The 23,181-nt window shown below is 44.7% G+C and carries 32 protein-coding genes and 1 pseudogene; all 33 read left to right on the forward strand.

Annotated features, from left to right (window positions below):
* Positions 1 to 55 precede the first annotated feature (55 nt).
* The 33 genes and pseudogenes from CGC65_RS07280 (at position 56) to CGC65_RS07440 (ending at position 23,165) form a co-directional block, all read left to right on the forward strand.
* On the forward strand, positions 56 to 310 hold the full coding sequence (locus CGC65_RS07280) for a type II toxin-antitoxin system Phd/YefM family antitoxin (RefSeq protein ID WP_007038488.1): 255 nt from the start codon (positions 56 to 58) through the stop codon (positions 308 to 310).
* Positions 311 to 882: 572 nt separating this feature from the next.
* Positions 883 to 1,617, forward strand: a complete 735-nt coding sequence (locus CGC65_RS07285; RefSeq protein WP_007038485.1) for a TVP38/TMEM64 family protein — start codon at positions 883 to 885, stop codon at positions 1,615 to 1,617.
* 20 nt (positions 1,618 to 1,637) lie between these two features.
* Positions 1,638 to 2,306, forward strand: coding sequence for a YdjY domain-containing protein (locus tag CGC65_RS07290; RefSeq protein WP_007038484.1), 669 nt, complete (start codon positions 1,638 to 1,640; stop codon positions 2,304 to 2,306).
* A 9-nt stretch (positions 2,307 to 2,315) separates the two neighbouring features.
* Positions 2,316 to 2,723: a hypothetical protein gene (locus CGC65_RS07295; RefSeq protein WP_007038483.1), complete on the forward strand. Its 408-nt coding sequence runs from the start codon at positions 2,316 to 2,318 to the stop codon at positions 2,721 to 2,723.
* 65 nt (positions 2,724 to 2,788) lie between these two features.
* Positions 2,789 to 3,505 carry a TVP38/TMEM64 family protein gene (locus CGC65_RS07300; protein ID WP_007038482.1) on the forward strand — a complete coding sequence of 239 codons (717 nt, stop codon included), beginning with the start codon at positions 2,789 to 2,791 and terminating at the stop codon, positions 3,503 to 3,505.
* Positions 3,489 to 4,472, forward strand: a complete 984-nt coding sequence (locus tag CGC65_RS07305) for a heterodisulfide reductase-related iron-sulfur binding cluster (protein WP_007038481.1) — start codon at positions 3,489 to 3,491, stop codon at positions 4,470 to 4,472. Before CGC65_RS07300 ends, CGC65_RS07305 begins: the two co-directional genes overlap by 17 nt.
* A gap of 24 nt (positions 4,473 to 4,496) precedes the next feature.
* Positions 4,497 to 4,925 (forward strand): C-GCAxxG-C-C family protein, encoded by a 429-nt coding sequence (locus CGC65_RS07310; RefSeq protein WP_007038480.1) that lies wholly within the window; start codon positions 4,497 to 4,499, stop codon positions 4,923 to 4,925.
* Between the two features lie 14 nt (positions 4,926 to 4,939).
* Positions 4,940 to 5,272 carry an arsenosugar biosynthesis-associated peroxidase-like protein gene (locus CGC65_RS07315; RefSeq protein ID WP_007038479.1) on the forward strand — a complete coding sequence of 111 codons (333 nt, stop codon included), beginning with the start codon at positions 4,940 to 4,942 and terminating at the stop codon, positions 5,270 to 5,272.
* A 33-nt stretch (positions 5,273 to 5,305) separates the two neighbouring features.
* On the forward strand, positions 5,306 to 6,259 hold the full coding sequence (gene arsS, locus CGC65_RS07320; protein ID WP_390391315.1) for an arsenosugar biosynthesis radical SAM (seleno)protein ArsS: 954 nt from the start codon (positions 5,306 to 5,308) through the stop codon (positions 6,257 to 6,259).
* A 744-nt stretch (positions 6,260 to 7,003) separates the two neighbouring features.
* Positions 7,004 to 8,608 carry a hypothetical protein gene (locus CGC65_RS07330; RefSeq protein ID WP_007038475.1) on the forward strand — a complete coding sequence of 535 codons (1,605 nt, stop codon included), beginning with the start codon at positions 7,004 to 7,006 and terminating at the stop codon, positions 8,606 to 8,608.
* A 238-nt stretch (positions 8,609 to 8,846) separates the two neighbouring features.
* On the forward strand, positions 8,847 to 9,272 hold the full coding sequence (locus CGC65_RS07335) for a hypothetical protein (RefSeq protein ID WP_039897661.1): 426 nt from the start codon (positions 8,847 to 8,849) through the stop codon (positions 9,270 to 9,272).
* Positions 9,273 to 9,457: 185 nt separating this feature from the next.
* Positions 9,458 to 9,883, forward strand: coding sequence for a GNAT family N-acetyltransferase (locus CGC65_RS07340; protein ID WP_039897660.1), 426 nt, complete (start codon positions 9,458 to 9,460; stop codon positions 9,881 to 9,883).
* 64 nt (positions 9,884 to 9,947) lie between these two features.
* A complete protein-coding gene (locus tag CGC65_RS07345) occupies positions 9,948 to 10,670 on the forward strand; it encodes a DUF5131 family protein (protein WP_039897659.1) in 723 nt (240 codons plus the stop codon).
* Positions 10,671 to 10,807: 137 nt separating this feature from the next.
* Positions 10,808 to 11,233: a hypothetical protein gene (locus CGC65_RS07350; RefSeq protein WP_007038470.1), complete on the forward strand. Its 426-nt coding sequence runs from the start codon at positions 10,808 to 10,810 to the stop codon at positions 11,231 to 11,233.
* A 232-nt stretch (positions 11,234 to 11,465) separates the two neighbouring features.
* Positions 11,466 to 12,305 carry a phosphoadenosine phosphosulfate reductase family protein gene (locus tag CGC65_RS07355; RefSeq protein ID WP_105105481.1) on the forward strand — a complete coding sequence of 280 codons (840 nt, stop codon included), beginning with the start codon at positions 11,466 to 11,468 and terminating at the stop codon, positions 12,303 to 12,305.
* Between the two features lie 52 nt (positions 12,306 to 12,357).
* Positions 12,358 to 12,909, forward strand: a complete 552-nt coding sequence (locus CGC65_RS07360) for a hypothetical protein (RefSeq protein ID WP_007038467.1) — start codon at positions 12,358 to 12,360, stop codon at positions 12,907 to 12,909.
* A 228-nt stretch (positions 12,910 to 13,137) separates the two neighbouring features.
* Complete coding sequence (locus CGC65_RS07365; RefSeq protein WP_235622292.1) at positions 13,138 to 13,599, forward strand: hypothetical protein; 462 nt, start codon at positions 13,138 to 13,140, stop codon at positions 13,597 to 13,599.
* 15 nt (positions 13,600 to 13,614) lie between these two features.
* On the forward strand, positions 13,615 to 14,544 hold the full coding sequence (locus CGC65_RS07370; RefSeq protein WP_007038465.1) for a DNA adenine methylase: 930 nt from the start codon (positions 13,615 to 13,617) through the stop codon (positions 14,542 to 14,544).
* Positions 14,545 to 14,556: 12 nt separating this feature from the next.
* Positions 14,557 to 15,006 carry an AbrB/MazE/SpoVT family DNA-binding domain-containing protein gene (locus tag CGC65_RS07375; RefSeq protein ID WP_007038464.1) on the forward strand — a complete coding sequence of 150 codons (450 nt, stop codon included), beginning with the start codon at positions 14,557 to 14,559 and terminating at the stop codon, positions 15,004 to 15,006.
* On the forward strand, positions 14,966 to 15,253 hold the full coding sequence (locus CGC65_RS07380; protein WP_039897657.1) for an AbrB/MazE/SpoVT family DNA-binding domain-containing protein: 288 nt from the start codon (positions 14,966 to 14,968) through the stop codon (positions 15,251 to 15,253). Before CGC65_RS07375 ends, CGC65_RS07380 begins: the two co-directional genes overlap by 41 nt.
* Before the next feature lie 3 nt (positions 15,254 to 15,256).
* Entirely contained in the window at positions 15,257 to 15,547 is a 291-nt protein-coding gene (locus CGC65_RS07385; protein WP_007038462.1) for a hypothetical protein, read from the forward strand.
* Positions 15,528 to 16,136, forward strand: coding sequence for a YodL domain-containing protein (locus CGC65_RS07390; RefSeq protein WP_007038461.1), 609 nt, complete (start codon positions 15,528 to 15,530; stop codon positions 16,134 to 16,136). Before CGC65_RS07385 ends, CGC65_RS07390 begins: the two co-directional genes overlap by 20 nt.
* 238 nt (positions 16,137 to 16,374) lie before the next feature.
* Positions 16,375 to 16,536 carry a hypothetical protein gene (locus tag CGC65_RS31640; RefSeq protein WP_007038459.1) on the forward strand — a complete coding sequence of 54 codons (162 nt, stop codon included), beginning with the start codon at positions 16,375 to 16,377 and terminating at the stop codon, positions 16,534 to 16,536.
* Positions 16,537 to 16,654: 118 nt separating this feature from the next.
* The gene (locus CGC65_RS31645; RefSeq protein WP_007038458.1) at positions 16,655 to 18,271 is read left to right on the forward strand and encodes a hypothetical protein; all 1,617 of its coding nucleotides are present in this window, start codon (positions 16,655 to 16,657) and stop codon (positions 18,269 to 18,271) included.
* Between the two features lie 85 nt (positions 18,272 to 18,356).
* Positions 18,357 to 18,458 (forward strand): hypothetical protein, encoded by a 102-nt coding sequence (locus tag CGC65_RS32670; RefSeq protein WP_390391313.1) that lies wholly within the window; start codon positions 18,357 to 18,359, stop codon positions 18,456 to 18,458.
* Positions 18,459 to 18,508: 50 nt separating this feature from the next.
* Entirely contained in the window at positions 18,509 to 18,730 is a 222-nt protein-coding gene (locus tag CGC65_RS07405; protein ID WP_007038457.1) for a DUF6133 family protein, read from the forward strand.
* 393 nt (positions 18,731 to 19,123) lie between these two features.
* Positions 19,124 to 20,419, forward strand: a complete 1,296-nt coding sequence (locus CGC65_RS07410) for an AAA family ATPase (protein ID WP_039897656.1) — start codon at positions 19,124 to 19,126, stop codon at positions 20,417 to 20,419.
* Positions 20,409 to 21,074, forward strand: a complete 666-nt coding sequence (locus CGC65_RS07415; RefSeq protein WP_007038454.1) for an RloB family protein — start codon at positions 20,409 to 20,411, stop codon at positions 21,072 to 21,074. Before CGC65_RS07410 ends, CGC65_RS07415 begins: the two co-directional genes overlap by 11 nt.
* Positions 21,075 to 21,090: 16 nt before the next feature.
* Entirely contained in the window at positions 21,091 to 21,351 is a 261-nt protein-coding gene (locus tag CGC65_RS07420) for a hypothetical protein (protein ID WP_007038453.1), read from the forward strand.
* Positions 21,352 to 21,364: 13 nt separating this feature from the next.
* On the forward strand, positions 21,365 to 22,033 hold the full coding sequence (locus CGC65_RS07425; protein ID WP_007038452.1) for a hypothetical protein: 669 nt from the start codon (positions 21,365 to 21,367) through the stop codon (positions 22,031 to 22,033).
* A 171-nt stretch (positions 22,034 to 22,204) separates the two neighbouring features.
* Positions 22,205 to 22,333, forward strand: a pseudogene (locus tag CGC65_RS32395) (DUF6133 family protein); the annotation flags it as partial.
* Positions 22,334 to 22,354: 21 nt separating this feature from the next.
* Positions 22,355 to 22,738: a SpoVG family protein gene (locus tag CGC65_RS07435; protein WP_007038450.1), complete on the forward strand. Its 384-nt coding sequence runs from the start codon at positions 22,355 to 22,357 to the stop codon at positions 22,736 to 22,738.
* A 10-nt stretch (positions 22,739 to 22,748) separates the two neighbouring features.
* On the forward strand, positions 22,749 to 23,165 hold the full coding sequence (locus CGC65_RS07440) for a prepilin peptidase (RefSeq protein WP_007038449.1): 417 nt from the start codon (positions 22,749 to 22,751) through the stop codon (positions 23,163 to 23,165).
* Positions 23,166 to 23,181 lie beyond the last annotated feature (16 nt).

A 23,181-nucleotide genomic window follows, 5' to 3' on the forward strand; every position in this document is an offset into this window, starting at 1 on the left:
AAATCTACGAAATCCAGTTGGCAAAATCTATGGAGATTTTTGGCGGATAAATATTTTGAATGATGTTATAAATGTAAGGAAAACGAATGAAATTTCAGATATCTGCCATAAAAGCCAGGAACCGATTTTTGTAACAAAAAATGGCTATGGGGCTCTTGTTTTGATGAGCATTGAAGCGTATGAGAGTCTGATAACTGATACACAGATTGATGCTGCGATTGCAGAAGCGGAGACAGAAATGGAAGGTGGGGACATCCTTATGGATGCCAGGGAGGCATTGAGCGGATTGAGGAGAAAGTATGCAAAATAAATATACAATCAAGATGTTTCAGCGTGCCCTGTGGGATTTAGACAGTATTTACCAGTATATTTATGAACAGGTTCCGGAATAGGCAGAAAAGCAGGCGGACCGTTTGGAGGCAGGTATTTTCAGTCTGGAAGAATATCCATACCGTTGCGCGGAGCGAAAAACTGGCAGATATGCAAACCGCGGTTACCGGGAACTAATAGTGGGTAGTTCTATTTTTAGTAGAACATAAGATAAAATGCCATGTTGATGCGGTATCGAAAAAGTTGAAGACTTAATAGAAATTGTAAAATTAGGTTTGCATTCCTAATATTTGGTCTTGGATAAATAGAAAAAATGTTTGTATCGAATTCAAATGTATTATCTCCCTTTTGGTTAAGATTATCATATCAAAAAAATTGATGTGTCGGAGCTTATAAAGGTCATCCGAAGATAATGAAAGGAGAGGGGCAATAGAATACGACTCCATAGATTTAATCTATCAAAGACCTAATTGAATAGAAAAGAACCATTGGTCAATGTTACGGGAGATGATTAGAATGAATATGATAAGTCTTTAGGAAAGGGGGGTGAATATGGAAAAGAAAAAATCAAGGAAGATTGGGAAATATCTTGTTATAGCTCTAATTGTGTTGGGTATGCTGGTATATTTTTTTGTTCCACCTGTTAATGCTACAATGAATAATATTCTAAAAATGTTTGTGAGCGGGGATTTTACCGTGGTACGGCAGTTTGTCGAATCGTATGGTGCTTATGCAGCGCTGGTGTCTTTTCTGCTGATGATACTGCAGTCCATAGCAGCGCCGTTACCTGCGTTTCTGCTTACATTTGCAAATGCTAATCTGTTTGGATGGTGGAAAGGAGCTATTTTATCGTGGTCCAGCGCCATGGCAGGTGCGGCAGTATGCTTCTATATCGCCAGGCTATTGGGACGTGATGCAGTGGAGAAGCTAACCAGCAGGACCAGTTTGAAGCAGATTGATGAGTTTTTTGAAAAACATGGACGTCTCAGCATACTCATTGCAAGGCTGCTGCCATTCATTTCCTTTGATATTGTAAGCTATGCAGCAGGTCTGACATCCATGTCCTTTGGCAGCTTTTTTATTGCTACTGGTATTGGACAACTTCCAGCCACCATTATTTACTCATATGTTGGTGGCATGCTGACTGGTGGCGCTAAGATGTTTGTCACAGCACTTCTTCTGTTGTTTGCGTTGTCAGCACTCATCGTTTTGTTTAGGCAGTTATATGTAGAGAAACAAAAGCAAAAGAATTCAGATAAATCTGTGGATATTACAGATAATATCTAATCGATCATGGAGGTTTAATTATGAAATTGAAGAGGTTAACAGCAATTATGGTAGCAACCGCAATGGTGTTTTCACTTGCAGCCTGTGGAGGAAAGAGCAATACGGTTGAAAGTAAGGCCGAGGAGAAGGCGGCAGTGGAAACCATGACGGTTGATAAAGACAAGAAAGAAATCATCATGCTTTGTGAAGTAAATGGTACATATTTTACAGAACCAACGAGACATGGTATTGTATATAAGGGTGGTTCCAACGGAGAAAAGGCAGTGCTTAGGGGGCTGGCTGATGAGAAGGAATTTTATCAGGCATTGCTTGATATTGGAGCCAAAGCCGGTGATAACTTAACCGCAGCAGATATGAAAGCAGGACCAGATAATGGAAAAGCTGTGGAAGGTGATAAGCTTGATGTCTTTGTGAAATGGGAGGGACAGGAAGAAATCCCATACCAGGATATTATTAAATGCACAGAAGACTATACCATGGATTTGCGGTTTGGAGGAAATATTGAGAGTGCCAAAGAAAATAATACAGGATGTGTGCTCTGTCTGGACAGTTGTGCAACTGGAATTGTTAGCGATGCAGCATGGCCCACAGGAACCACACAGAATGATATTGCCAAGTTCTACGGGGATAAGGATGTGCTGCCAGAGGATGGCACCCAGGTAACTGTTATTTTCCGTCTGGCAAAATAGGCAATTGTCATGATGAAGCTGTTTAAAATTGTTTATAATAGTTTTTTATGGGCCATGACCATTGCCATTTTGTGTTTTAAGAATGAATGGTTGCAGATGCGGGTGAATACCGGATATATTTTTGGGGGATTATTAATCCTTTCAACTATGGTGGTATTGTTTGTCTTTAGGAAACAGGAAGTTGTGTTTAACAGCCTTTTCACAGCCGGCAATTTGATTATTTGTTCTGTGATTGGACTTCTCATGTATGGGGGTGAGCGGATGAAAGTAGTACCGGCCGCATTGGTGCGGGAAGGAATCCATCAGACAAGAATACCATTCTCTAAAATTAATCTAATATTATGTATTATTACGGCAGCAGGCATTCTAATTATCGGTTTAAACGATATCTTAAAAATAATACAGGCAGATAGGTAATAAGAAAACGGTAAGCGTTGTGCTTTGTAAAAGTCAACGCTTATTTGTGTCAATGGGAGATGTAAATGAAGACAGTGTTTCATACATATAAAAAGCTTATTCTATTCATAGGAATGATAGCGGCCATATTAGTCTGCAATCATATATTTGGTTGGTCGGCCGTGTTAAGTGGAACAGGAAGTTTAAATCTTCTAAGGCGGATGGCAGAAGAAAATCTGGTGAATGCAATTTTCCTGTACACCGTGATCACTGTTGTGGGTTGCGTGGCGTTAACTCTTCCGGGGGTCACCTTTGCTATTCTGGCAGGATTGCTTTTCGGACCGGTATTGGGGACAATCTGTTGTTCCCTTGCTACCATGATAGGTGCCATGGCAGCGTTTCTGGCAGGCAGATTCTTCCTGAAGGATAGTATTAAACCGGTAGTTATGAAAAACCGATACCTTAAAAAGTGGCTTTTCGATGAAGCTGGTAAGAATGAATTATTTGTATTGATGATTACCAGGCTTGTACCGCTGTTTCCCTATAATCTCCAAAATTTTGCGTATGGTGTTACGGATATTCCTTTCAGCACCTACTCCATATTCTCACTGATTTTTATGCTGCCGGGTACAGCCATGTACACCATCGGAACTTCAGGATTAGCGGATAAGGAGAACAGGGTACTTTATATCAGCATTGCAGTCATACTGGCAGTAATAGTCATGGGTATGGGAATGTTCTTCAAGAAAAAGTATGTGGTACAGTCAGAGCGGATGGAGGAAATCAATGGACAGGAAAGCTAAGATAAAGGATGGGGATAAATGCATACACTGCCATCTCTGTCAAAAACACTGCTCATTTCTGACAAAGTATGGGGTGGATATCGGTGATACGGCTAAGCTGAGAGCGCTCGCATACCATTGTTTCCTATGCGGAAAGTGTTCAGAGGTTTGCCCCATCGGGATTGATGGCCGCGGTATTATCTTGGACATGAGGCGAGCGCAAGTAGAAGAGAGTGGGGGGAAGTGCCGGGAAAAAGGATATTCCATACTGTTGTCAGAAAAGAAAAATTATATATTTCGGAATATGCGTCATATGACAGGTAAGAGCGTACTATTTCCAGGGTGTAATTTTCCATCTTTTTATCCGAAGACGACCAGGAAATTAATCAAAGTATTGAAGGATGAGGCAGATATGGGTGTGTTGTTTGACTGCTGTGGCAAACCGGTCTCTGAGCTTGGACTGGAAGAACAAGAAGAGAAGATTATCAGGCGGATCAATGAAAGACTTCATGTATCAGGCATACAAGAAATCGTTATGCTCTGTCCAAATTGCTATTATTTCCTAAAGGATAAGTTGGAAATACAGGTTCTTAGTATTTATGAGAAATTATCACAGCTTGGAATCGGTCGGAAGGTTGAGGGCGAGGGAAGGCTGTTTCTGCCATGTCCAGACAGGGAGGAACAGCAGTGGGTGTCCTGGCTGAACCCGTTCTTTCAGCAGGAACCTGAAATTATAAAAGGAACACAGTGTTGTGGATTGGGAGGATGCGCGGGAGGAAAGGAACCAGACCTGGCCAGAGATATGGCATGCCATGTGGCAGAAGAAGGATATAAAAAAGTCTACACATATTGCGCGTCCTGTGCGGGGAACCTTACACGCAATGGTTGTAAGGGGGTCTCGCACCTTCTGACAGAAATCCTGGATTTCCACGAACAGCCAGATGTGGCAAGGTCGATGATAAACAGGATGATGACAAAATTTTGGTAAGGACCGGGAAAAGGGGGAAGAAAGATGACAGAAGAGGAAATAAAAGACTTATTTATGCAGGGGATTGATTGTTCGCAGGTAGTAGCAGGCCGATTTGCGGATGAATTGGGGATAGAAGAAAGCCTCCTCAGAAAGATGTCTGCCTGTTTTGGAGGTGGAATGCAGTGTGGTGAAACATGTGGTGCAGTGACCGGTGCATTGATGGTAATTGGTCTCAGATATGGACATAGTGAGAATAACGATTCGAAGCAGAAAGAGATCATGGGTGAAAAGACTTCAGAGTTCAAGCGTCTGTTTGCCGATAGGTACAAATCCTGCATGTGCAGAGAGTTGTTAGGGTATGACATTTCGAAGGCAGGTGAGATGGAACAAGTGTTGGAACAAGGACTGCTGTTTGATTTCTGTCCATGTGTTGTGAGGGATGTAATAGAAATCCTGGAGAAGATGGTGTAGAGAAGGAGGGCAAAATGGACACTTACTATAATCTGGAAGATTTGGAAAAGTTTGCTTCTATCGGTGAGGAATCACCAAGGTTGGCAGAAAAGTTTTTTGATTACTATAATTCGGTGTTTGAAGAGGGGGCTCTTACAGCAAGGGAGAAATCATTGATTGCGTTGGCAGTGGCCCATACTGTGCAGTGTCCGTATTGCATCGATGCATATACCAATGACTGTCTGAACAAAGGTGTAAGTCAGGACCAGATGCTGGAAGCGATCCATGTGGCTGCGGCTATCAGGGGAGGTGCGTCATTGGTGCACGGTGTACAGATGAAGAATATTATAAAGAAATTGGAGTTATAAGAGATGAATGAGTCAATAGTTCAATTGAATCAAATGGAGCATATACAGGCGTTTGAAAGCCGGATAGAGGAACGTTTCCAGTATACGGAAAATAATTTGGACGTGCTTCAGGTCAATGTGGGGAAGTTATGTAATTTATCATGTAAGCACTGCCATGTAGAAGCAGGTCCAAACCGTAAGGAAATCATGAGGCGTGAGGTAATGGAGGCATGTCTGTCGGTCTGCAGGGAACAAAAGGTCAAGACTGCGGATATTACAGGTGGAGCACCGGAAATGAATCCTCATTTTGAGTGGTTTGTGGAAGAAATCTGCAAAGCGTGCAGCCATGTTATTGTACGTAGTAATCTTGTAATACTGACAGAAGAAGGATATAGACATCTACCGAAGTTTTTTGCAGATCATAAGATAGAGGTGGTCTGTTCCCTGCCTTATTACCAGGCCAAGGTTATGGACCGTGTAAGAGGAGACGGAAGTTTTGACAAGGCAATCAGAGTTATTCAGGAATTAAATTCATTGGGATATGGACGGGAAGACGACCTGGTTTTGAACATGGTCTATAATCCATCAGGGGCATTTTTTCCTCCGGTTCAGAGGGCTATGGAGAAAGAATATAAAGCCAAGCTGCTAGGAGATTATGGAATCGTATTTAATCATCTGTTCACAATAACAAACAATCCTACTGGGCGATTTTTTTATTTTCTTCAGAATAGCTGTAATTTAAATAGTTATATGAGGAAGCTGTGCGGCTCTTTTAACCAGGCAACTGTTGAAGGTCTTATGTGCCGTTACCAGGTTTCCGTAGGTTATGACGGAAGGATTTATGACTGTGATTTCAACCAGGCATCAGACTTGCCTGTTTCAACGAGTGAGACAATCTTCGATTTGGTTGGAAAGCCTTATAGAGCAAGGAAAATATGCTTTGGTAATCATTGCTACGGATGTACGGCCGGTCAAGGTTCTAGCTGTGGAGGAGCAACTGAAGCGTAAATCATGTAGATATGAAAGATTATATGGTTTATTTCATTAGTCCAAATGAGATATCGGTAAAAAGGACTGTTTTGATAAGATAAATTATCATAGCAGCTTTTAACTAGGCGGATATATGAATGTATAAATATAGATTGTAATGATAGGGATTGCCATATTAGAGGGGGCAGTCCTTATTTATTGTTCCAATAAAGGAAATGAAACAAACAGAAGGGTTGCTCATCCAAGGACGGGACATGTCCGAATATGTAGAAAAGATGAACATTTCCTAGTATCGGTTTTTTAATTACATGATAAGTCGGGAACGAGAAGTGAAAGACCTGTCCTGCGATGTAATCGCCAGATATATTTTAGGAAACACAGATAAAACATAAGGCGGTATTGGAATTTGAACAAAGTAATGACCTGGAGTTGAATCTGAATATTGCAAACAATTTAAACTGCTATGAGCTGGACCCATCTGTCATTTCATTTCTTTCAGAAAGCAGGTATTGATACAGACGATCCTTCCTTCACTTATTTTGATTTCCAGGGTTATGGGGAGCGTTATATACAGAAGAATGGTGTTGCCATGGCTCCCATGGTGTTGTATTCAGAATTGGGCAGACGTTTGTGTGGGTATTCGCCAGGTTAGAATCAGACATGGTGATGCAATGAGTTTAAGAATCGTGATACTGGTGTGTTAGATTTAGAATAGATGCAGGGCCGCCTTCATGGAGGTCCCTTTTTAATTGGAGATGTAAGATGCGAATATATATCAAGAGAGAGAATGTCAGCCAGGGAGTATGGATGGACCTACCCGCCAGTCAGGATGAAATAGAACGGATATACACGGAGCTGAAGGGTATGCATTCTTCCGGTATGATACCGTTTGTTGCCGGGGTGGACTCGGACGTCCCATCGTTGGCAGAATGCCTGGAAGATTGTACGGTATTTGCGAATGGACATATAGAGCTGCTTAATGAGCTGGCTCGAGAGATGGTTGTGTGGGGAAAAGATGAAAAGGCAAGATTCGGAGCAGCTCTTATGTGGGACCATCCGGACACAATTGAAACGGTAATGGATGTGGCAGGGAATCTGGACCGTTACATCCTGGATGACCGCATAAAAAACTGGGAAGCAGCCGGGCGTCTGGAACTGGAAAAGCGGGGAATACAGATAGACAAGAGAATCGAACCGTTTCTGGACCTTGAATCCATTGGAAGGGAATATATATACACAAAAGGCTGTATGACCCCCATGGGTTATGTGACCAGGAAACAGAGCGTCCCATGTAGTAGTAAGGAACAGGGATATGAACCCCACAGAGGATGCCTTCTTTCTGTCCATATGACAGATGAGAAATGGAATAAGAAAATATTCCAGCTTCCGCTTACAGAACAGAAGAAATCCAGCCTGTCAGTGAGTAAATGGAATGCATATGCCATACAGTACACCAGCGGTTATCTGGGGGAACTTCCTTGTTATCTTCCGCCAGGAATTACGTTATCTGAACTGGACCAGGTAGCCGATGTAATCAACCGGGAAGTCGCAAAAAGGGGGATATTAGAGAAGGAAAAACTCTATGCTATTCTGGAAGCCGGACTGCCGGAAACCATAGGGGAGGCATGTGAAATTATCCAAGGATACGAAAATTATGTGTATGTCCCTGCTGATAAGATGGGGCGTAAAACGATGGCGAGAATGTTGGCCCTACAGTATGCCAGGATAGTTCTTCCAGAAGAACTGAAACCGTTCTGCCGTTTTGAGGAATATATAGAATCTTTTCCGGACCGATACATGGTAACCACATCCACCGGTCATGTATTCCATCCAACCAGGGATTACAGCAGACGTCTGTCAGAAAGCAGGACCATCCGGCTCTATAGCCCTCTGACAGTCTCCTTGTTCAGGCATGACCGTGAGAGTTTCATGCCTGAGATATTATCGGGTGAAGGTTTAATCAAGCGAAAGACTGTCATAGAGGCTACAATCAAGCGACATCTGCCATCCGACGAAGAGTGTATGGGAGTTTTCCTGAATAATCAGCTGCTACGTGCAAAGGTGGAACGTATGGTTCCGGGGCTCGAAGTTTATGACGGACAAGTGTGGTGTGCCCTTGAGGTAAGGACAATAGGAATATTGACAGAAGCAGAACAAGAGGAATTGAAGAGGGACTGGCTGCGTCAGATGAAGGAGGGATGGGGGCTGTCCCTCATCGAATATCCTGTCCATACAGAAGGGGGAGAAATGCATATCGGACTATGGGATGAGGACTATGGGACTGCGCTGTGCATTAAGACGGAAGAGGAGTTAAAGAGGCCAGACTTTCCGGAACAGGAACCAGGGAGGATGGAACTGTATATGTAACATAGAAAAAAGAGGGCTCCCCCTTTTTATACAAATCACGCTCCTGTAGGAAGACAGAGGAAGGAGGTGGGATTCCGACAGGAATAAATGACATCTGACTCTTTGATGATTGGATTTAGAGCAGAAAGTGATAGAACGGGTGAGAGCAGCGGTCTGTCATATTGAGAGGTATATAGACCGATGGCTTTATCGAAATATGGGCGAATTGAGCTATCATAAAAACAGAAGGAGGAGTTTCATGGAGATCACAATAGATGAGTTACGTCGGATGAAACATAAGGATGGGCTGATTTTGCAGGGCTGTGGAGGCGACATACAAGAATGGGTGGATGGGATTAATGAACGATTGACACAGGAAGACATCTTACTGGAAGGGACAAAGTTTGGAAACGTGAGGTCATTTTTCTATGAAGGATTAACCAACCTGCTGTTTCCATTTGAGGATGTAAAACTCAATTTCGGAAGACTGGCTATATGGAGACTTTGTAGTCATGAGACATATGGAGGTATGTGGCTTTCTGATTATGTTCCTAACAGGCTAGGTGGTTTTCTTGATGAAGGCTCTGCACAAAAGACTGAGGAGCGTCAGCAGTCAGAACTTTGTCAGGGCATCTCCGCTCAGGAGAATGAGGAGATTGGATTAGGAGATATATCAATGAGATAGCAGGCGGTGGAGCAAGACTGTAGAAAATCATCCTGGCTCATAATAATGATGAATTCTATATAACAAAACGCTTGGTTACTATATAATTATCGAAGCCATAATTTTACAAGAACAAACAAATGTTCTGCCAAGACTTGCACAATAGATGTTGGTCCGATATAATAGAGAAACAAGGAGGCAGAGAGATGGTTCGATTATTTGAATTTCAGGATTTAGACAAGATTATGGATATATGGCTTCAGGGAAATCTGGAAGCCCATTCTTTTATAGACGCCGAGTATTGGAAGAAGAATTTTGATTCCGTAAAATCGGTACTGCCCAATGCAGAGGTATATGTGTACGAGGAGGATGGAGAAATTCTGGGATTCATCGGAATGGACGCGGAATATATTGCCGGTATTTTTGTAGCGGCAGGACATAAGGGACAGGGAATTGGCCATCAGCTAATTGAAACGGTGAAAAAGAAGAAACGGTTGTCCCTGCATGTGTTCGATAAGAATACAGGGGCAATGGCCTTTTACCTGAAAGAAGGGTTCACGGTCCGGGAGAGAATGACAGAAAAAGAAACTGGGGAGAGTGAATGCCTAATGGTCTATGAGAGCGGGGAATAGGAGCCTGAATTACAGGAGAGGGCGCTTTTTGATCTGTTTGGTAGTGAAAACCGGAGGTGGTAAGATGTCAACCTGGAATCCATGGCATGGATGTAAAAAAATCAGTCCAGGCTGTACGAATTGCTATGTTTATCGGAGAGATGCTGAATTTGGTAAGGATAGCAGTGTTGTAACCCGTACTTCTAACTTTGATATGCCGGTTAAATGTAACCGCAAGGGTGACTACAAGCTGCAGTCGGATGGTGAGAGGGTGTATACCTGCATGACCTCTGATTTTTTTCTGGATGAGGCAGATGGATGGCGTGCGGAAGCATGGGATATCATTCGTAGGCGCAGCGATCTGAATTTTGTTATTATTACCAAACGCATTCACCGGTTTGAGGTTGGATTACCGGGGGACTGGGGAAGCGGATATGAGAATGTGACCATCTGCTGTACCTGTGAGAACCAGAATCGGGCCGACTACCGCCTTCCCGTTTTTCTGGAATTGCCAATCAAACACCGGACTGTAATTCATGAGCCAATGCTGGAACAAATCGATATCCGGAAATATTTGGCTACAGGGAAGATAGAAGGGGTTACATGCGGCGGAGAGTCCGGGCCGGACGCAAGGGTCTGCGACTTCGCCTGGATACTTGATTCTATGGAGCAATGTGTGGAATATGATGTGCCCTTCTGGTTTAAGCAGACAGGGGCAAAGTTCAAGAAGGGGAATAAGGTGTATTTGATAGACCGGAAGGCCCAGATGAGCCAGGCGCAGAAGGCCGGGATAAATTATAAATGCTAAATGATATAGAGGTTGTTGTGGCATACATTAAGAATTTGTCATGACGCCTCTATTTTTATGTCCGCATTCGGTATACTCAAAGAATTTTTATATTAAATGCTCATCATATTCTGTAGAGACCTAAAAGAGGAGGTGTTATGAATCAAGAAGAATTTAATTACTGGGGGGAGATAACTGCGGGAAGCTCCTGCAGATGGCGGGAAGATACAATTACTCGCCTAAGCGGGTGGGGCGCGCTCTATTATATGGGTGGTGAGTCAGGAGCTTTTATAAGAATATCACCAGAGGGAATGCTGCAAATGGGAACTTACGAGGAGGCTATGCCCCATATTGGGGAAGCTATCTCCACAGTAAAGGCTGAGAAAAACTGCGACAGTTTTAATGCGGCATTCCAATGCGTCTGTCAATTAGGCGGCAGAGCGTTTTTGACAGATATATTTTCGAATGACAGGATTCCACTGAATATGCGACAGTCTGCTCAGTCAACGATCGTCCAGGAGGATAAGCTGTCTCTGGATACAGAGGAGGCAAAACTGAAAAATGATTCTGCAATCAGTATGTAAAAGCGGGGGAATGAAACTGTGTTGGAAGGGAGGTGAGATTGTTTGTAATGTAAATAAAAAAGAGCAGATCGAAGCGATACGAAGATACTGATGAGAGTCAGTGTCTTTTTTCTTTCTCTTGCAAGATAGCAAAAAGGAAGGAGGCAGAGTTCCGGCCGGGAAAAGATATCTGACTCTTTTTGGAATGGATTTAGAGCAGAAAGCGATAGAAAGAGTAAAAACTGCATCTGAAATGTCGTTGCGGATGTATGGCCGTCCCTTAATCGTTACGGATAGTGGAGGGAAAGACAGTGCTGTTTGCAGGGAGATTGTGAGGAGAGCCGGTATACCCTTTGAGCTTCACCATAATCTGACTACTGCCGACGCACCACAGACAATTTATTATATACGGCAGATATTCAGGGAATACGAAAGCAAGGGAATCCCATGCAGCATTCACTATCCGTATTATAAGGGCCAGCGGGTATCCATGTGGTCTCTGATTCCGATGAAACGGTTCCCACCCACAAGGCTGCAGCGTTATTGTTGTGAGATCCTCAAGGAAAATTCCTGTCAGGACCGGTTCATTACGACCGGGGTGCGATGGGCAGAAAGCCAGAAGCGGAGGAATAACCGTGGTGTTTTTGAGAATTACACAAGGGATAGGAACAAGAAAATCATTCTCAACAATGACAACGTCGATGAGCGTATGTTATTTGAGACATGCACCATAAAAGGAAAACGGATTTGCAATCCTATTGTAGACTGGCTGGATCGGGATATATGGGACTATATCCAGTCCGAGCGTATCCCGGTAAACCCGCTGTATGAATGGGGATTTCACCGGGTGGGGTGCATTGGCTGCCCCATGGCGGCAAAGAACCGTTGGACCGAATTTCGCATTTTTCCCAGCTACCAAAGGGCCTATCTACGGGCATTCGGCGTGATGCTGACCTATATCCAGGAGCAGGGGATAGCAACCCGATGGAAGGATGCAGGGGATGTCTTTGCCTGGTGGATGGAGGATAAGAACACGAAAGGACAAATCAGTCTGTCCGACCTGGAGCTGTGGAGGGCAGAGAATGGGGAGTGAGGAGTGATGAGAGTAAGAGGTTGTAATATCTGTGTCCTGAAAGGAGAGAGGTGTGAAGAAAGAAATTTATGTAGTGGACTGTCCAACGCATATACAGTTCGGTGATCCGATGTATTTTGAACATTTTGAGGACCAAAAGCTTGAACGACTGGTGGTGGATTGTAATGTGACTAAAAATTTTGTGGCACGGGTCGTACTGCAGGAACAACCCATTGAGGAACTGCCAGGAGAAAAGTTGGATACCATGACCCTCTACATGGCTCCGGAACGAACCATCAGTACCTACATGGACGGCTATTGTTATAAGGGACAGGACGTTGAGCAGAAAGAGATTGGAGTTGATACAGCGACCTATTTATTTGAAGTGGATGGCCGCTATGAGGAATTCAAAACAGAAGGAGATGGTTACTGGGGAGAAAGCCGTGAATTTTCCCGGATCTGGGACGGACGAAGCATTATAGATGCAGCGGTTATCACGGTCTGCATGCCGGAACCCCAAGGGTTTGAGGACATGAGACGCCTGGTCCATTATTTTTTTCAGGGGGCACAGCTTCTGGAAACAGGACAGAACAGTCAGATGGGACTCCAGGAACCGGTGCAGTAAGAATACGGTCTACAAGAATGTGAAAAATGAATAACCATAAAACAAGTCAGGACAGAGGAAAGAGAGGTAAATGAAATGCCAGCAGGACGTTTTTTATCAGGCAGCAGTTTAGAGGCATTCGAAGTGTTGATGCAGGAGAGTCATCCCTGCCTTCCGGACAGGAAGGAACAGGAGATGGCGGTCTCCTGTTTTTTTTGCAGAGACACAAAGCGTTCAGGATACCAGAAGATGTTAAAGGAATTGCGGTTCCGAATTCCCGACAGTCAGTTCATAGAGCGGGTAGAGGAAACAAAATCGTGTATGGAAGGCCCTGTCTATCGAAACCGGGAACATGAAGAACGATACAGAGGTCTTATGGGACACAGACAGATTCTTGCTCTGGACCAAAAGGCATCCTACGCCTGCGCCCTTTATCTGTTAGCCGCTGACGGATATCTCTGGGATAAGGCACGGGATGCCATTACTATGTCGCAGGTGATTTTTCCGGACATCCAGCTTGGAGGCATCAATGTGAAAGGATACATCCTGTACCACTTGGCCAAGGACCTGTATTACCGGGCCGGGTGTGTGAAGGTATCGGATCTGACGGACCGCAGCCTGGTGGACCAGGGAATGTTTGCTGTCCTTCTAACCGGATGCCTTTTGCGTGAACATGGCCTGAAGCGAATGGAACAGATTGGTATGGTGTAGGGAGGTGCTGCCCCATTGAACAGCATCATCAGCTGGATTGGAGGGAAGAAGGCCCTCAGGGAATTGATTTATCAGCGTTTTCCCTTATCCTATGGACGTTATATCGAGGTCTTTGGCGGGGGAGGCTGGGTCCTGTTCGGAAAGCCGCGGGATAGGATGGAAGTATACAATGATTATAACTCGGACCTGACCAACCTGTTCCGGTGTGTGCGGGACAGGCCGTTGGCATTGATTCAGGAATTAGGATTCTTTCCGTTGAATGGAAGGGAAGAGTTCGACTATCTGAAAAGATTCCTGAATCGGGAGGAATTCATGGCTCCAGGTCTGTGGTATCAGGATGAGGGACATCTGGCAGAACAATGTCTGACACCAGAGGCGTGTGGGGAAATCCGGCCTATTCTGGAGGAACGCGCAGGGATGTATGATGTAAAACGGGCTGCCTGTTTTTATCAGCTTATTCGGTACAGCTACGGAAGCGGATGTATTTCCTATGGGTGCCAGCCCTTCGATATACGCAGGACATTTGGGCTGCTCTGGGAGGGAAGCAGGAGGCTGGCCGGTACTGTGGTGGAAAACAAGGATTTTGAGGCACTTATACGGCAGTATGACCGGGAGGATGCCTTTTTTTATTGCGACCCGCCTTATTACAAAACGGAAGGGCATTACGAAGTGGTGTTCCGCCGGGAGGACCATGTACGGCTCCGTGACGCGCTTGGGGGAATCCAGGGAAAATGGTTGTTATCCTATAATGACTGTGCCTATATCCGTGAACTGTATGAAGGATATCGAATTGAGACTGTTAAACGGCTGAATAACCTGGCACAGCGGTACAACCAGGGGGAGGAGTATGCGGAGGTGTTCATATCAAACTATGATACAGCATGTAGGAGCAGGGAATTGCCGGAACAGATGGAACTGTCGGATGTATACGGATTTTATCCGTAAGGAAGGAGGAGCATGCGGTTAAAAGAATTAAATGTGAGGCCAGAGGCAGACGGGAGAGTGATAATACCGGCAGAAGTGTTGGAATCGATTGGCACAGATGCAGATGGAACGGTCTATGTCACATATCTGGCGGAAGAAGATGGCGGCGGGCCGGAGGTGTTCGTAAGCCCGTTGGAGGTGGGGGAACTCACACCGGACCAGCTGTATGAGGATGGAACACAGCTGACGGTTCCGGAGGAACTGTTAGAGGAAGCCGGTATCCAGCCGGATGAGGACCTGGAGGTTGTGTTCGAGGATAGGAGAATTACCATTCTTCCAGCCCGGACCGGGGGTATCGTGCCGCGTGAAATACTGGAACTGTGTTCGGAAATAGGAATCAACCCTGAGAAAGTACGGATCATTATGGAAATGGAGGGATTAGATGGCAGGTTTGAAGAGGACGTACCGAATCGTGGACGGTAATGGCAGGATTTATCTTCCAAAGAGTGTACGTGAGGAAGCGGGAATGCATCCGGGAGATATCATACGGCTGGAGGCAGATAATGGCGGATGGATTGGATTGATGAAGGTGGAGTTGATTGAGGCAGGGGACCAGTCACCGGAGGCCATGGAGGCATATGTCCGTGTCGCTGTCCGTCAGATGCCGGATAAAAGCCGTGTGAGTCTTTTGGCTGAATTAGCTGAACTTATACAGAAAGATGAGGGATGACATATGGATGAGGTAAAGTCCAGGGAACGGCTGTTATGCGCCTATATGGCAGGCCGGGATGGGATGGTAAAGCTAAGGATGCCATTCGATGAGGAACAGCTGGAGGCCCTCATGGCGCAGGAGACACTGCCCGAACTGATTGTGTTCCTGGATTCCCATGCAGCTCCTGTCCTTATCATGAGAGGAGGGAACATCCAGTTCTGCGCGGAGGATGGTCTGGGGGAGAAGCTGGACTGTCTTCTAAAGAAACGAAGATACGGGAAGGAGAGAGGGGATGGCAGGTATTGCGGTTAAGAACAACCTCATCCTGTATTATGGCAACATGGCCGGATATGTGGAAGATGGAAAGGCTGTCCTTGATCCGATGTTTAAGAACGGATACCTGATCCGGTTCCTGCAGGAGAAGAAGGGGCTGGAACCATGCTGGCAGGATGGCGTGTATGACCGTCTCGTACATGGGAAGGTGGATCTGACCGGGGAGGTGAAGCCATTCAGGAACTGCAGGCTCCACCAACTGAGGCCGGAAGTGCCGCCAGAGGAGCGTTTTCTTGATTTCGAGGACCAGGTATCACGTCATGGAATGCCGGACTCCAGCCGGTACGAGGTGGTATATGACTGCCAGATTGAGACAGATGACCTGGAAGCAATCTATACCAAGTTTGAGAGAGAGTTCCCGCAACGGACTACAGGGCATCCTATTTCTATTTCGGATGTCCTTGAACTATATGACAGGCAGGGAAGCGAGTTTTACTATGTTGATCATTACGGATTCCAGAAGATTGGGTTTATTCAGGGACAATCCCTGGATATCCAGGGAACCGACCATATGAAAGGAGAGGACGTAAGCCAGAGACAACCTATTCAGGAAATGAAGGAAGCGTAGGACATGAAGACAGGGTGGAAAATGAGGAAATGCAGGAAACCATGGAACGAAATACCATTCTGTTTTTCCAGTCCATTATCACAAACCTCCAGCCGGAAATCGGTATCCTTGCTACAGCTGAAGTGCGGATTTGAGATATTTGTACCATACGGAATGTGAAGGTGAAGGAAAATGATTATGGGATTGAAGTTGTGATGCCAAGGACCAAGATGCCTTTCCATGCCGGGTATAAGGATGCATGTTTTTTGAAAGCCGTGAGATACGGGAGAAGTTTGACCAGTCTGTCCTTTGTGCGTATGAACTGCAGATGAATCCGGAGCATGAGATGGACCGGGAACCGATAGAGGAAGATAGGGATATGGAATGGGAGGAAGGGGATGAACCGGAGATGGGGATGTGATGTGAAACGTCATAGTTCAAATGTGCTCCGCAGGGGTGGTCTCTCAGCCCTCTATCTTATTGCCGCACACCCGCCGTTATAGAACCGCGTTTATTTCTAATTTTAAGGAGGATACCGAATGCTAAACATTACCATCATGAGAGGCGACAACGGGCAGGAAGCCGCGCTGAAGCTTCCCGGCTCGTTTGATGAAAGCGAGGAAACGCTGTCCGCGCTGGAGGCCATTTGCTCGCGGGACATCACGACCGCCATTATTTCCGCCGACACATCCATCGAAAGTCTGGATCGTATCCTGCCGGGCATGGAAATCGACGAGCAGGAACTGAACGAGTTGGGATTTCTCTCTCGCAGGATCGGTGGGTTGTGCGATAGGGAGCGAAATATACTGACTGGCATTCTCGAACTGGAGCCCTCCAAAAGCCTACGGGATATAGTCAACCTCTCCTGCAACCTGCACAAGTTTGAACGGCTCCCCGGCGTAAAGGATGCGGACGCAATGGGACGGCATCTGTTGAAAGAACGCGGGATCGATGTACCGGGCAGCATTGCGGACTATATTGCCTATGATCAGGTGGCAAACAGGTATCTGGCGGATCACCCCGGCGTGTTCACCGATTCCGGCTTTGTCTTTAGGAAAGACGAACCACTGGAAATAGTTTACGACGGAGAGAAGCTCCCAGAACCATACTGTAATCCCAACGGTATTATCACCGTACGGCTGAGTCACAAGGGTAAGCCCAATCGTGTCACCCTCACGTTCCCGGCCACGGAGGAATGCATTGAAGCGGTACTTGCCGAACTCGGCGTAAAGGATTTGGAGGACTGCTACGCCTCCTGTACCAGCTCCATCCCTGGCTTATTGGAGCGTCTGCCCAATTACGATGGCTTAGAATGTCTGAATCTGGGCGCTGCCTATGTGGGTGTTTTGGAGGAACAGTACCGGCTGTTCATGGCTGTGATGGAGGCGGAGGTACCTGGCAGTATGTTTGAACTTCCAGAAATTGCGGATGCACTGTGTCAGTACCATCTTCTGCCGGAGGACATCAAAACCCCGGAGGATTATGCAAAATATCTTATGGATGAGGGGGACATTTGCTGTGTGGATGGAATTACCGCAGAATTTGTGAATTTTGATGCGTTAGGTAAAGCCATGATGAAAGAAAATGGCGTGGTGCTCACCAGCTTTGGCATTGTGGAGCGGTATGACCACCCTATCCGGCAACTCCCGGAGGAACTGACCATGCTCCGACTGTTCAGCCCTCTGTATACGCAGGTATTCACCCGTGATGAATACGGCGATTTGAATTGGGAGCCGGAAGAAATGAGCGCTCATGAGGTGTGTGGTTACCGGGAAGAAATCCTGCGGGCTATTGCGGACAGACGCATTGATTCCGAGGGCGACCGTGGCCTTGCGGTCTATCTGAAAAACGAGCTTCTTGCCCGCAAGGTCTACAGCATGAATCCTACCGTGGAAGCATGGGACGGCAGGCTGTGGGGTGTGCTGGAGGTACAGACGCGCGGCGAATTGTCCGAGGGTGAACTGCGGGAACTGACCGAAGCATGGTCGGGACAATGCAGTGATGGTTGGGGGGAGGGGTTTGAGCAACAGGAGATCAAAATTGATCAGGAAGAGCTGCACGTCAGCTTCTGGCATTCCGGTGGGGATTTTGTAATCCTGACGGAGGCGGAACTGAAAAACCAGACAGAGCAGCAAAACGGCATGATCATGCAGTAAAGGCAGGGGAAGGAAAAATGCAATGGCGGTTTTCAATGCAACTAAGGAGGACTGCCTGTTGTCCTAGCACGATGACAAGCCTGTCCTGTTTACGAATATGCGGCCCGACCGGGGTACCGTCCCAGGGGGTCTGTTCTGTTATGACGTCAAGCATTCGGCTCATCTCGACGCAACATGGCCGAGGTAGTGACATTGATTTCCTCCATCCAATAAAATGATAGAAAGAGAGGCTGCGTTATGAAAAGAAGGATTAACTTTAAGATGATTCAGATAAGAACAAAATTAGTTCAGATAATGGCAGATAAACGCGGGGAAGGATTCGTAGATACCGCTATCAAAATATTGATGGCTGTTGTCATTGGTGCCCTCCTGCTGGCAGGGCTGTATAAGTTATTCGCTGATACGGTACTGCCAACATTGACCCAGCGTGTTACAGAGATGTTTAATTATTCCGGCTAAGAAAAGATTTTAATTAGCTTGGAGTTGAAAATTATAATATATTGTGTCATCAAAGGCATTATAATTTGACTAATGCCTTTGATGAATTTTATAAAAATAAGGGCAAAGAAGCTGTATGTAAGGACAAGCAATATTCTTGCAGACAGCAGAGGCGCAGGAAGGATAAATCATGGAAAAATGTTTTTATTTGAAACCAAAGTTGGAGATAAGTTTTGCTGTTATATGATGAAAGACTAGCCTCACCCTATAAACAAGAAAAAAGCTGTTTTTATATTATAGACAAATATATATACGGTTAAATACAGAAAAAACGAAAATAAACGTTGATTTATTTACAAAATGGCATATAATAGGATTAAGAGCGTAAAAGAGTGTGAAATGAAGGAGAGTGCCATGCTGATACAGTTTAACTTTAAAAATTTTAAATCCTTCAGGGATGAGGTATCCCTGGATTTGTCAGCTACAAAGATAACAGAGCATGAAGATCATGTGGTGGAGTTGGCAAATGATAAGCTGTTGAAGGTTGCGGCTATCTATGGTGCAAATGCCAGTGGAAAGTCTAACATTTACGATGCTTTTAAATTCATGAGCTATTATGTGGAGGAATCCTTTAAATTTGGCGGTGAAAGCGACAGCAGGCAAAAAACAGATTCGGATTACATTAGGGTAAGCCCTTTTTTGTTTGACAGTAAGAGCAGAGGTATGGAATCAACTTTTGAAGTGTTTTTTGTTGATAATTCGGAGAACACGGGGAAAATTTATCAGTATGGTTTTGCGTTGCAGAACGATGAAGTGGTGGAAGAATGGTTTTATTCCAAGGCCAAGACAGCGAGAAACCGGTATAAAACTATTTTCTATCGGAAAAAAGGTGAAGAGCTGGAAGTAAACGGGCTGCCAAAGAGCAGTACCCAAAATATAAAGGTCGCATTGGAAAAGGAGACTTTGATTGTATCTCTAGGGGCAAAGCTGAAGATATCGAAACTGAAAAAGGTAAGGGACTGGTTTCTGAATAACGAGGTTGTGGACTTCGGAAATCCCGCAGAGAACTTTTTCCGTTCACAGGTGTTGCCGAAAGATTTTACCACCAGTAGGAAAATACAGAGCAATGTGGTGAATTATTTTGCATCTTTTGATAATGCCATTTGTGATTTTAAAGTGGAGGAAGTCCAGCGGGAAATTGAAAAAGAGTCCGATCTCAGTTACAAGATTGACGCACTGCATAAGATGGTGGATTGCGATGAATTTGAATCTATACCTTTGAAAAGCGAATCCAGTGGAACATTGAAAATGTTTGCCTTATACCCCTCTTTGAAAGAGGTGCTTGATAACGGCGGAACCTTGTTTGTAGATGAACTGAATGCAAGACTTCATCCGTTATTGGTTAGAAACATCATATTGACTTTTTTGTCTCCGGAAATTAATACCAATCATGCACAGATGATTTTTACCACACATGACATCTGGCAGTTATCCAACGAGCTGTTGCGTCGGGATGAAATATGGCTGGTGGACAAGAATCAGGATGGAGTTTCCGATTTGTATTCCCTTGCTGATTTCAAGGATGAAGACGGAAACAAGGTACGCCGTGATGAAGCGCTGGCAAAGAATTATCTGACGGGCAGCTATGGCGCTATCCCTGCGCTCCGGCCTATGGAAATGTTAAAGGGGAGGAGCACGGATGGCGAATAAGAGTGGGGGAAAGCCCAGTGACCGCAGGGCCGGCAAGAGGAAAGACCGGAATCAGCGGATGGGGCAGAGAGTACCAGAACTGGGATATTACTTGATTGTGACAGACACCGAGGAAACGGAGAAAAATTATTTTGAGGGACTTCGTGACAGCATACCGGCAGAGCTGAAAGATCGGTTGATTATTAAGGTTGAGAAGGCCAAAACGGTAGAACTGGTAAAAAGAGCTTTGGAACTTGTCGGAAAGGAATCACAATACCGGATTCCATGGATTGTATTTGACCGGGATCAGGTGAAAGGATTTGATGAGATTATATGGACGGCGGAGAAAAACGGGGTGCATGCAGGATGGTCAAATCCCTGCTTTGAGATATGGATGTATGCGTATTTCGGGGAGATGCCTGCAATCAGGGAGTCTTATACTTGTTGTGATCGGTTTGCGGACAAGTTTGAGAAGGTTATCGGGCAGAAGTATTATAAGAACGACAGGGACGTTTATCGCAAGCTGATACAGTATGGTGATTTTGAACAGGCGGTTGTATTGGCGGAAAGAAGTTTGAAGAAGTGTGTGGAAGATGGGAAGAAGCTGCCATCGGAGATGTGGCCGGCTTGTATGGTGCAGCGATTGGTGGCGGAAATACTGAAAAAGATAAGCTGATAGGGAGAAATGAGTTATGGACGATAAAATCAAAGGAATATTGGAAGAAGTTCAAATATTATTTGATTGTGCAAACCAGAGTTCTTCATTATCAAGAAGAGAAGCAATAATTGTTGGTGAAGCTGTTGCAATGCCTAGTAGATTAAAAATAAAAGAATTGCGAGAAGAACAGTTACCAGATTCAAAAGATATAAGCTTCGTAAAAGGTTGGCAAAAAAACGAAACAGATCAGGATGACATTATTAATAGTGTAATAGCAAAATGGACTTTGCTTTAAATCGGGAGGAACAATGACACCATTAGAAAATTTTAATGCTGTGATTATTGCTTGTACAACCATATTTATGTACTTGCTTTGGTTAGGAATTAGTAAACTCATGGAGATTAATACAATACCTTTTTTTATAATTACAATATTATCTGGATTAATTTCATTAGGGTTTTATCGTAGTGTAGCTACACTATTGAGAAAAGCTTTTAATAATAATAAAGTGATAAAGAAAAAAATCCTTGGAAATTATTATTTAGAGGGTACATGGGTAGGATTTTTTGTAGGTAATAGTGGAAAAATAAGATATATATGTGAACGATTTGAGCAGAGTTTAGAAGGAATTATTATTCAAGGTTCTTCATATACAGACAACCAAAAAATACATGGAAATTGGATTGCAAAAAGTCCAGTTGTTAATATTGAAGAAAAACAGCTTATGTATTATTATGAGGCAGATATGATAAATAATTTGTTTATTAATCCAGGTCTAGCATCATTTAAAATGGAGAAAAGTCATAAAAGCCATTACATAGATAGCTTGAGAGGTTTTTCCTCGGACTTATATAATCCACACAAGCTATTTGCAATTGAAGAAAAAATAAGTGATGACTTTATAGATGACGAAGAGGCTATTTTGCTTCGTGCAAAAGAATTGTATCAAAAGTATAAAGATATGCTTTCGGAATAATTGTGAGCGAGTAAAGACACGGTTGAACCTAAAAATTCAATCGTGTTTTTATATACAAAAAATTAAAGAAAGCGAGAAGTAATTGAATTGAACAGAGCACTTTACCAACCAAATTATTGGCACTACCTAACCGGAGATTTTCTGAATCGTGTATATCCAAGGTTCAGAAAAGCCATCAGGATTTTAATGGCGGTTGTCATTGACGCCCTTCTGTTAGCAGGGCTCTATAAGCTGTTTGCAGATACCGTATTGACAACCCTGCCCCAGAGGGTCATGGAAATGTTCAATTATTCAGGTTAAGAAAGGGAGGCGTATTAAGAAATGAAGGCACAACAAGCACAATCCAAAACACAACCAGAGGGACAGGCAGGTAATAAGATGAATATTGATGTAAAGATTAATTCCATCAGCATGGAAGGGAACATTCTTGCCACAGCGTCCATCAATCTGAATCAGTGTCTGGCCATACGGAATGTACGCCTGATGAACGGTGAGAAAGGCATGTTCCTGTCCATGCCATCCTATCGTACCGGAAACGGGGAGTTTAGGGATATCTGTTTTCCAATTACAGCAGAATTCCGGACACAGATGACGGAAGCCCTGACGTCTGCTTATAAGGAGGCGCTCACGATACAGCAGGGCAAGATGACACAGATGGCAGAATCACCTGTCCCGCAGATGGCCCCGACAGGCCTGTCCATGTGAGAGGAAAAGGATGTACAGGCACCTTGAACTGACCTTGTGGATTGGTCTCATGCTGGGGGCTTCCTATATCGATTTTCGTCACCGGATGGTACCGGACTGGCTGAATCTTTGTATTGCAGCCTGTTCCCTGTTGGGGCTGCGGAGCGGAACACTGGCAGGGGTTCTGTGCGCCATCCCTTTTCTTCTTGCAGCAGGGTGCTGGGGAGGAATCGGTGGCGGGGACATCAAGTTTATGGCAGCATGCGGTATGCACCTGGGAATGTATGGCGGACTGAGGGCGGCAATATTAGGGACCGCGTCCCTGCTTGTGTTTCATATGGGCTATCTTTTATGGTGTTCATGGAAGGCCATCCGTCCCCCTACGTCATACCCCATGGTCCCATTCCTAACAATGGGCTGTCTGGCTGTGTTGTGTGCAGGAGGATAGGACACGGCTACTATAA

The sequence above is a fragment of the Enterocloster bolteae genome, from assembly GCF_002234575.2.
In the GTDB taxonomy this organism is placed as follows: domain Bacteria; phylum Bacillota; class Clostridia; order Lachnospirales; family Lachnospiraceae; genus Enterocloster; species Enterocloster bolteae.

What these genes read in the sequence shown, in the direction of transcription:
- CGC65_RS07285 (WP_007038485.1), top strand. Translation starts at nt 883, where the DNA reads ATGGAAAAGAAAAAATCAAGGAAGATTGGGAAATATCTTGTTATAGCT.
- CGC65_RS07290 (WP_007038484.1), top strand. Translation starts at nt 1,638, where the DNA reads ATGAAATTGAAGAGGTTAACAGCAATTATGGTAGCAACCGCAATGGTG.
- CGC65_RS07295 (WP_007038483.1), top strand. Translation starts at nt 2,316, where the DNA reads ATGATGAAGCTGTTTAAAATTGTTTATAATAGTTTTTTATGGGCCATG.
- CGC65_RS07300 (WP_007038482.1), top strand. Translation starts at nt 2,789, where the DNA reads ATGAAGACAGTGTTTCATACATATAAAAAGCTTATTCTATTCATAGGA.
- CGC65_RS07305 (WP_007038481.1), top strand. Translation starts at nt 3,489, where the DNA reads ATGGACAGGAAAGCTAAGATAAAGGATGGGGATAAATGCATACACTGC.
- CGC65_RS07310 (WP_007038480.1), top strand. Translation starts at nt 4,497, where the DNA reads ATGACAGAAGAGGAAATAAAAGACTTATTTATGCAGGGGATTGATTGT.
- CGC65_RS07315 (WP_007038479.1), top strand. Translation starts at nt 4,940, where the DNA reads ATGGACACTTACTATAATCTGGAAGATTTGGAAAAGTTTGCTTCTATC.
- arsS (WP_390391315.1), top strand. Translation starts at nt 5,306, where the DNA reads ATGGAGCATATACAGGCGTTTGAAAGCCGGATAGAGGAACGTTTCCAG.
- CGC65_RS07330 (WP_007038475.1), top strand. Translation starts at nt 7,004, where the DNA reads ATGCGAATATATATCAAGAGAGAGAATGTCAGCCAGGGAGTATGGATG.
- CGC65_RS07335 (WP_039897661.1), top strand. Translation starts at nt 8,847, where the DNA reads ATGGAGATCACAATAGATGAGTTACGTCGGATGAAACATAAGGATGGG.
- CGC65_RS07340 (WP_039897660.1), top strand. Translation starts at nt 9,458, where the DNA reads ATGGTTCGATTATTTGAATTTCAGGATTTAGACAAGATTATGGATATA.
- CGC65_RS07345 (WP_039897659.1), top strand. Translation starts at nt 9,948, where the DNA reads ATGTCAACCTGGAATCCATGGCATGGATGTAAAAAAATCAGTCCAGGC.
- CGC65_RS07350 (WP_007038470.1), top strand. Translation starts at nt 10,808, where the DNA reads ATGAATCAAGAAGAATTTAATTACTGGGGGGAGATAACTGCGGGAAGC.
- CGC65_RS07355 (WP_105105481.1), top strand. Translation starts at nt 11,466, where the DNA reads ATGTCGTTGCGGATGTATGGCCGTCCCTTAATCGTTACGGATAGTGGA.
- CGC65_RS07365 (WP_235622292.1), top strand. Translation starts at nt 13,138, where the DNA reads ATGTTAAAGGAATTGCGGTTCCGAATTCCCGACAGTCAGTTCATAGAG.
- CGC65_RS07375 (WP_007038464.1), top strand. Translation starts at nt 14,557, where the DNA reads ATGCGGTTAAAAGAATTAAATGTGAGGCCAGAGGCAGACGGGAGAGTG.
- CGC65_RS07380 (WP_039897657.1), top strand. Translation starts at nt 14,966, where the DNA reads ATGGCAGGTTTGAAGAGGACGTACCGAATCGTGGACGGTAATGGCAGG.
- CGC65_RS07385 (WP_007038462.1), top strand. Translation starts at nt 15,257, where the DNA reads ATGGATGAGGTAAAGTCCAGGGAACGGCTGTTATGCGCCTATATGGCA.
- CGC65_RS07390 (WP_007038461.1), top strand. Translation starts at nt 15,528, where the DNA reads ATGGCAGGTATTGCGGTTAAGAACAACCTCATCCTGTATTATGGCAAC.
- CGC65_RS31640 (WP_007038459.1), top strand. Translation starts at nt 16,375, where the DNA reads ATGTTTTTTGAAAGCCGTGAGATACGGGAGAAGTTTGACCAGTCTGTC.
- CGC65_RS31645 (WP_007038458.1), top strand. Translation starts at nt 16,655, where the DNA reads ATGCTAAACATTACCATCATGAGAGGCGACAACGGGCAGGAAGCCGCG.
- CGC65_RS07405 (WP_007038457.1), top strand. Translation starts at nt 18,509, where the DNA reads ATGAAAAGAAGGATTAACTTTAAGATGATTCAGATAAGAACAAAATTA.
- CGC65_RS07410 (WP_039897656.1), top strand. Translation starts at nt 19,124, where the DNA reads ATGCTGATACAGTTTAACTTTAAAAATTTTAAATCCTTCAGGGATGAG.
- CGC65_RS07415 (WP_007038454.1), top strand. Translation starts at nt 20,409, where the DNA reads ATGGCGAATAAGAGTGGGGGAAAGCCCAGTGACCGCAGGGCCGGCAAG.
- CGC65_RS07420 (WP_007038453.1), top strand. Translation starts at nt 21,091, where the DNA reads ATGGACGATAAAATCAAAGGAATATTGGAAGAAGTTCAAATATTATTT.
- CGC65_RS07425 (WP_007038452.1), top strand. Translation starts at nt 21,365, where the DNA reads ATGACACCATTAGAAAATTTTAATGCTGTGATTATTGCTTGTACAACC.
- CGC65_RS07435 (WP_007038450.1), top strand. Translation starts at nt 22,355, where the DNA reads ATGAAGGCACAACAAGCACAATCCAAAACACAACCAGAGGGACAGGCA.
- CGC65_RS07440 (WP_007038449.1), top strand. Translation starts at nt 22,749, where the DNA reads ATGTACAGGCACCTTGAACTGACCTTGTGGATTGGTCTCATGCTGGGG.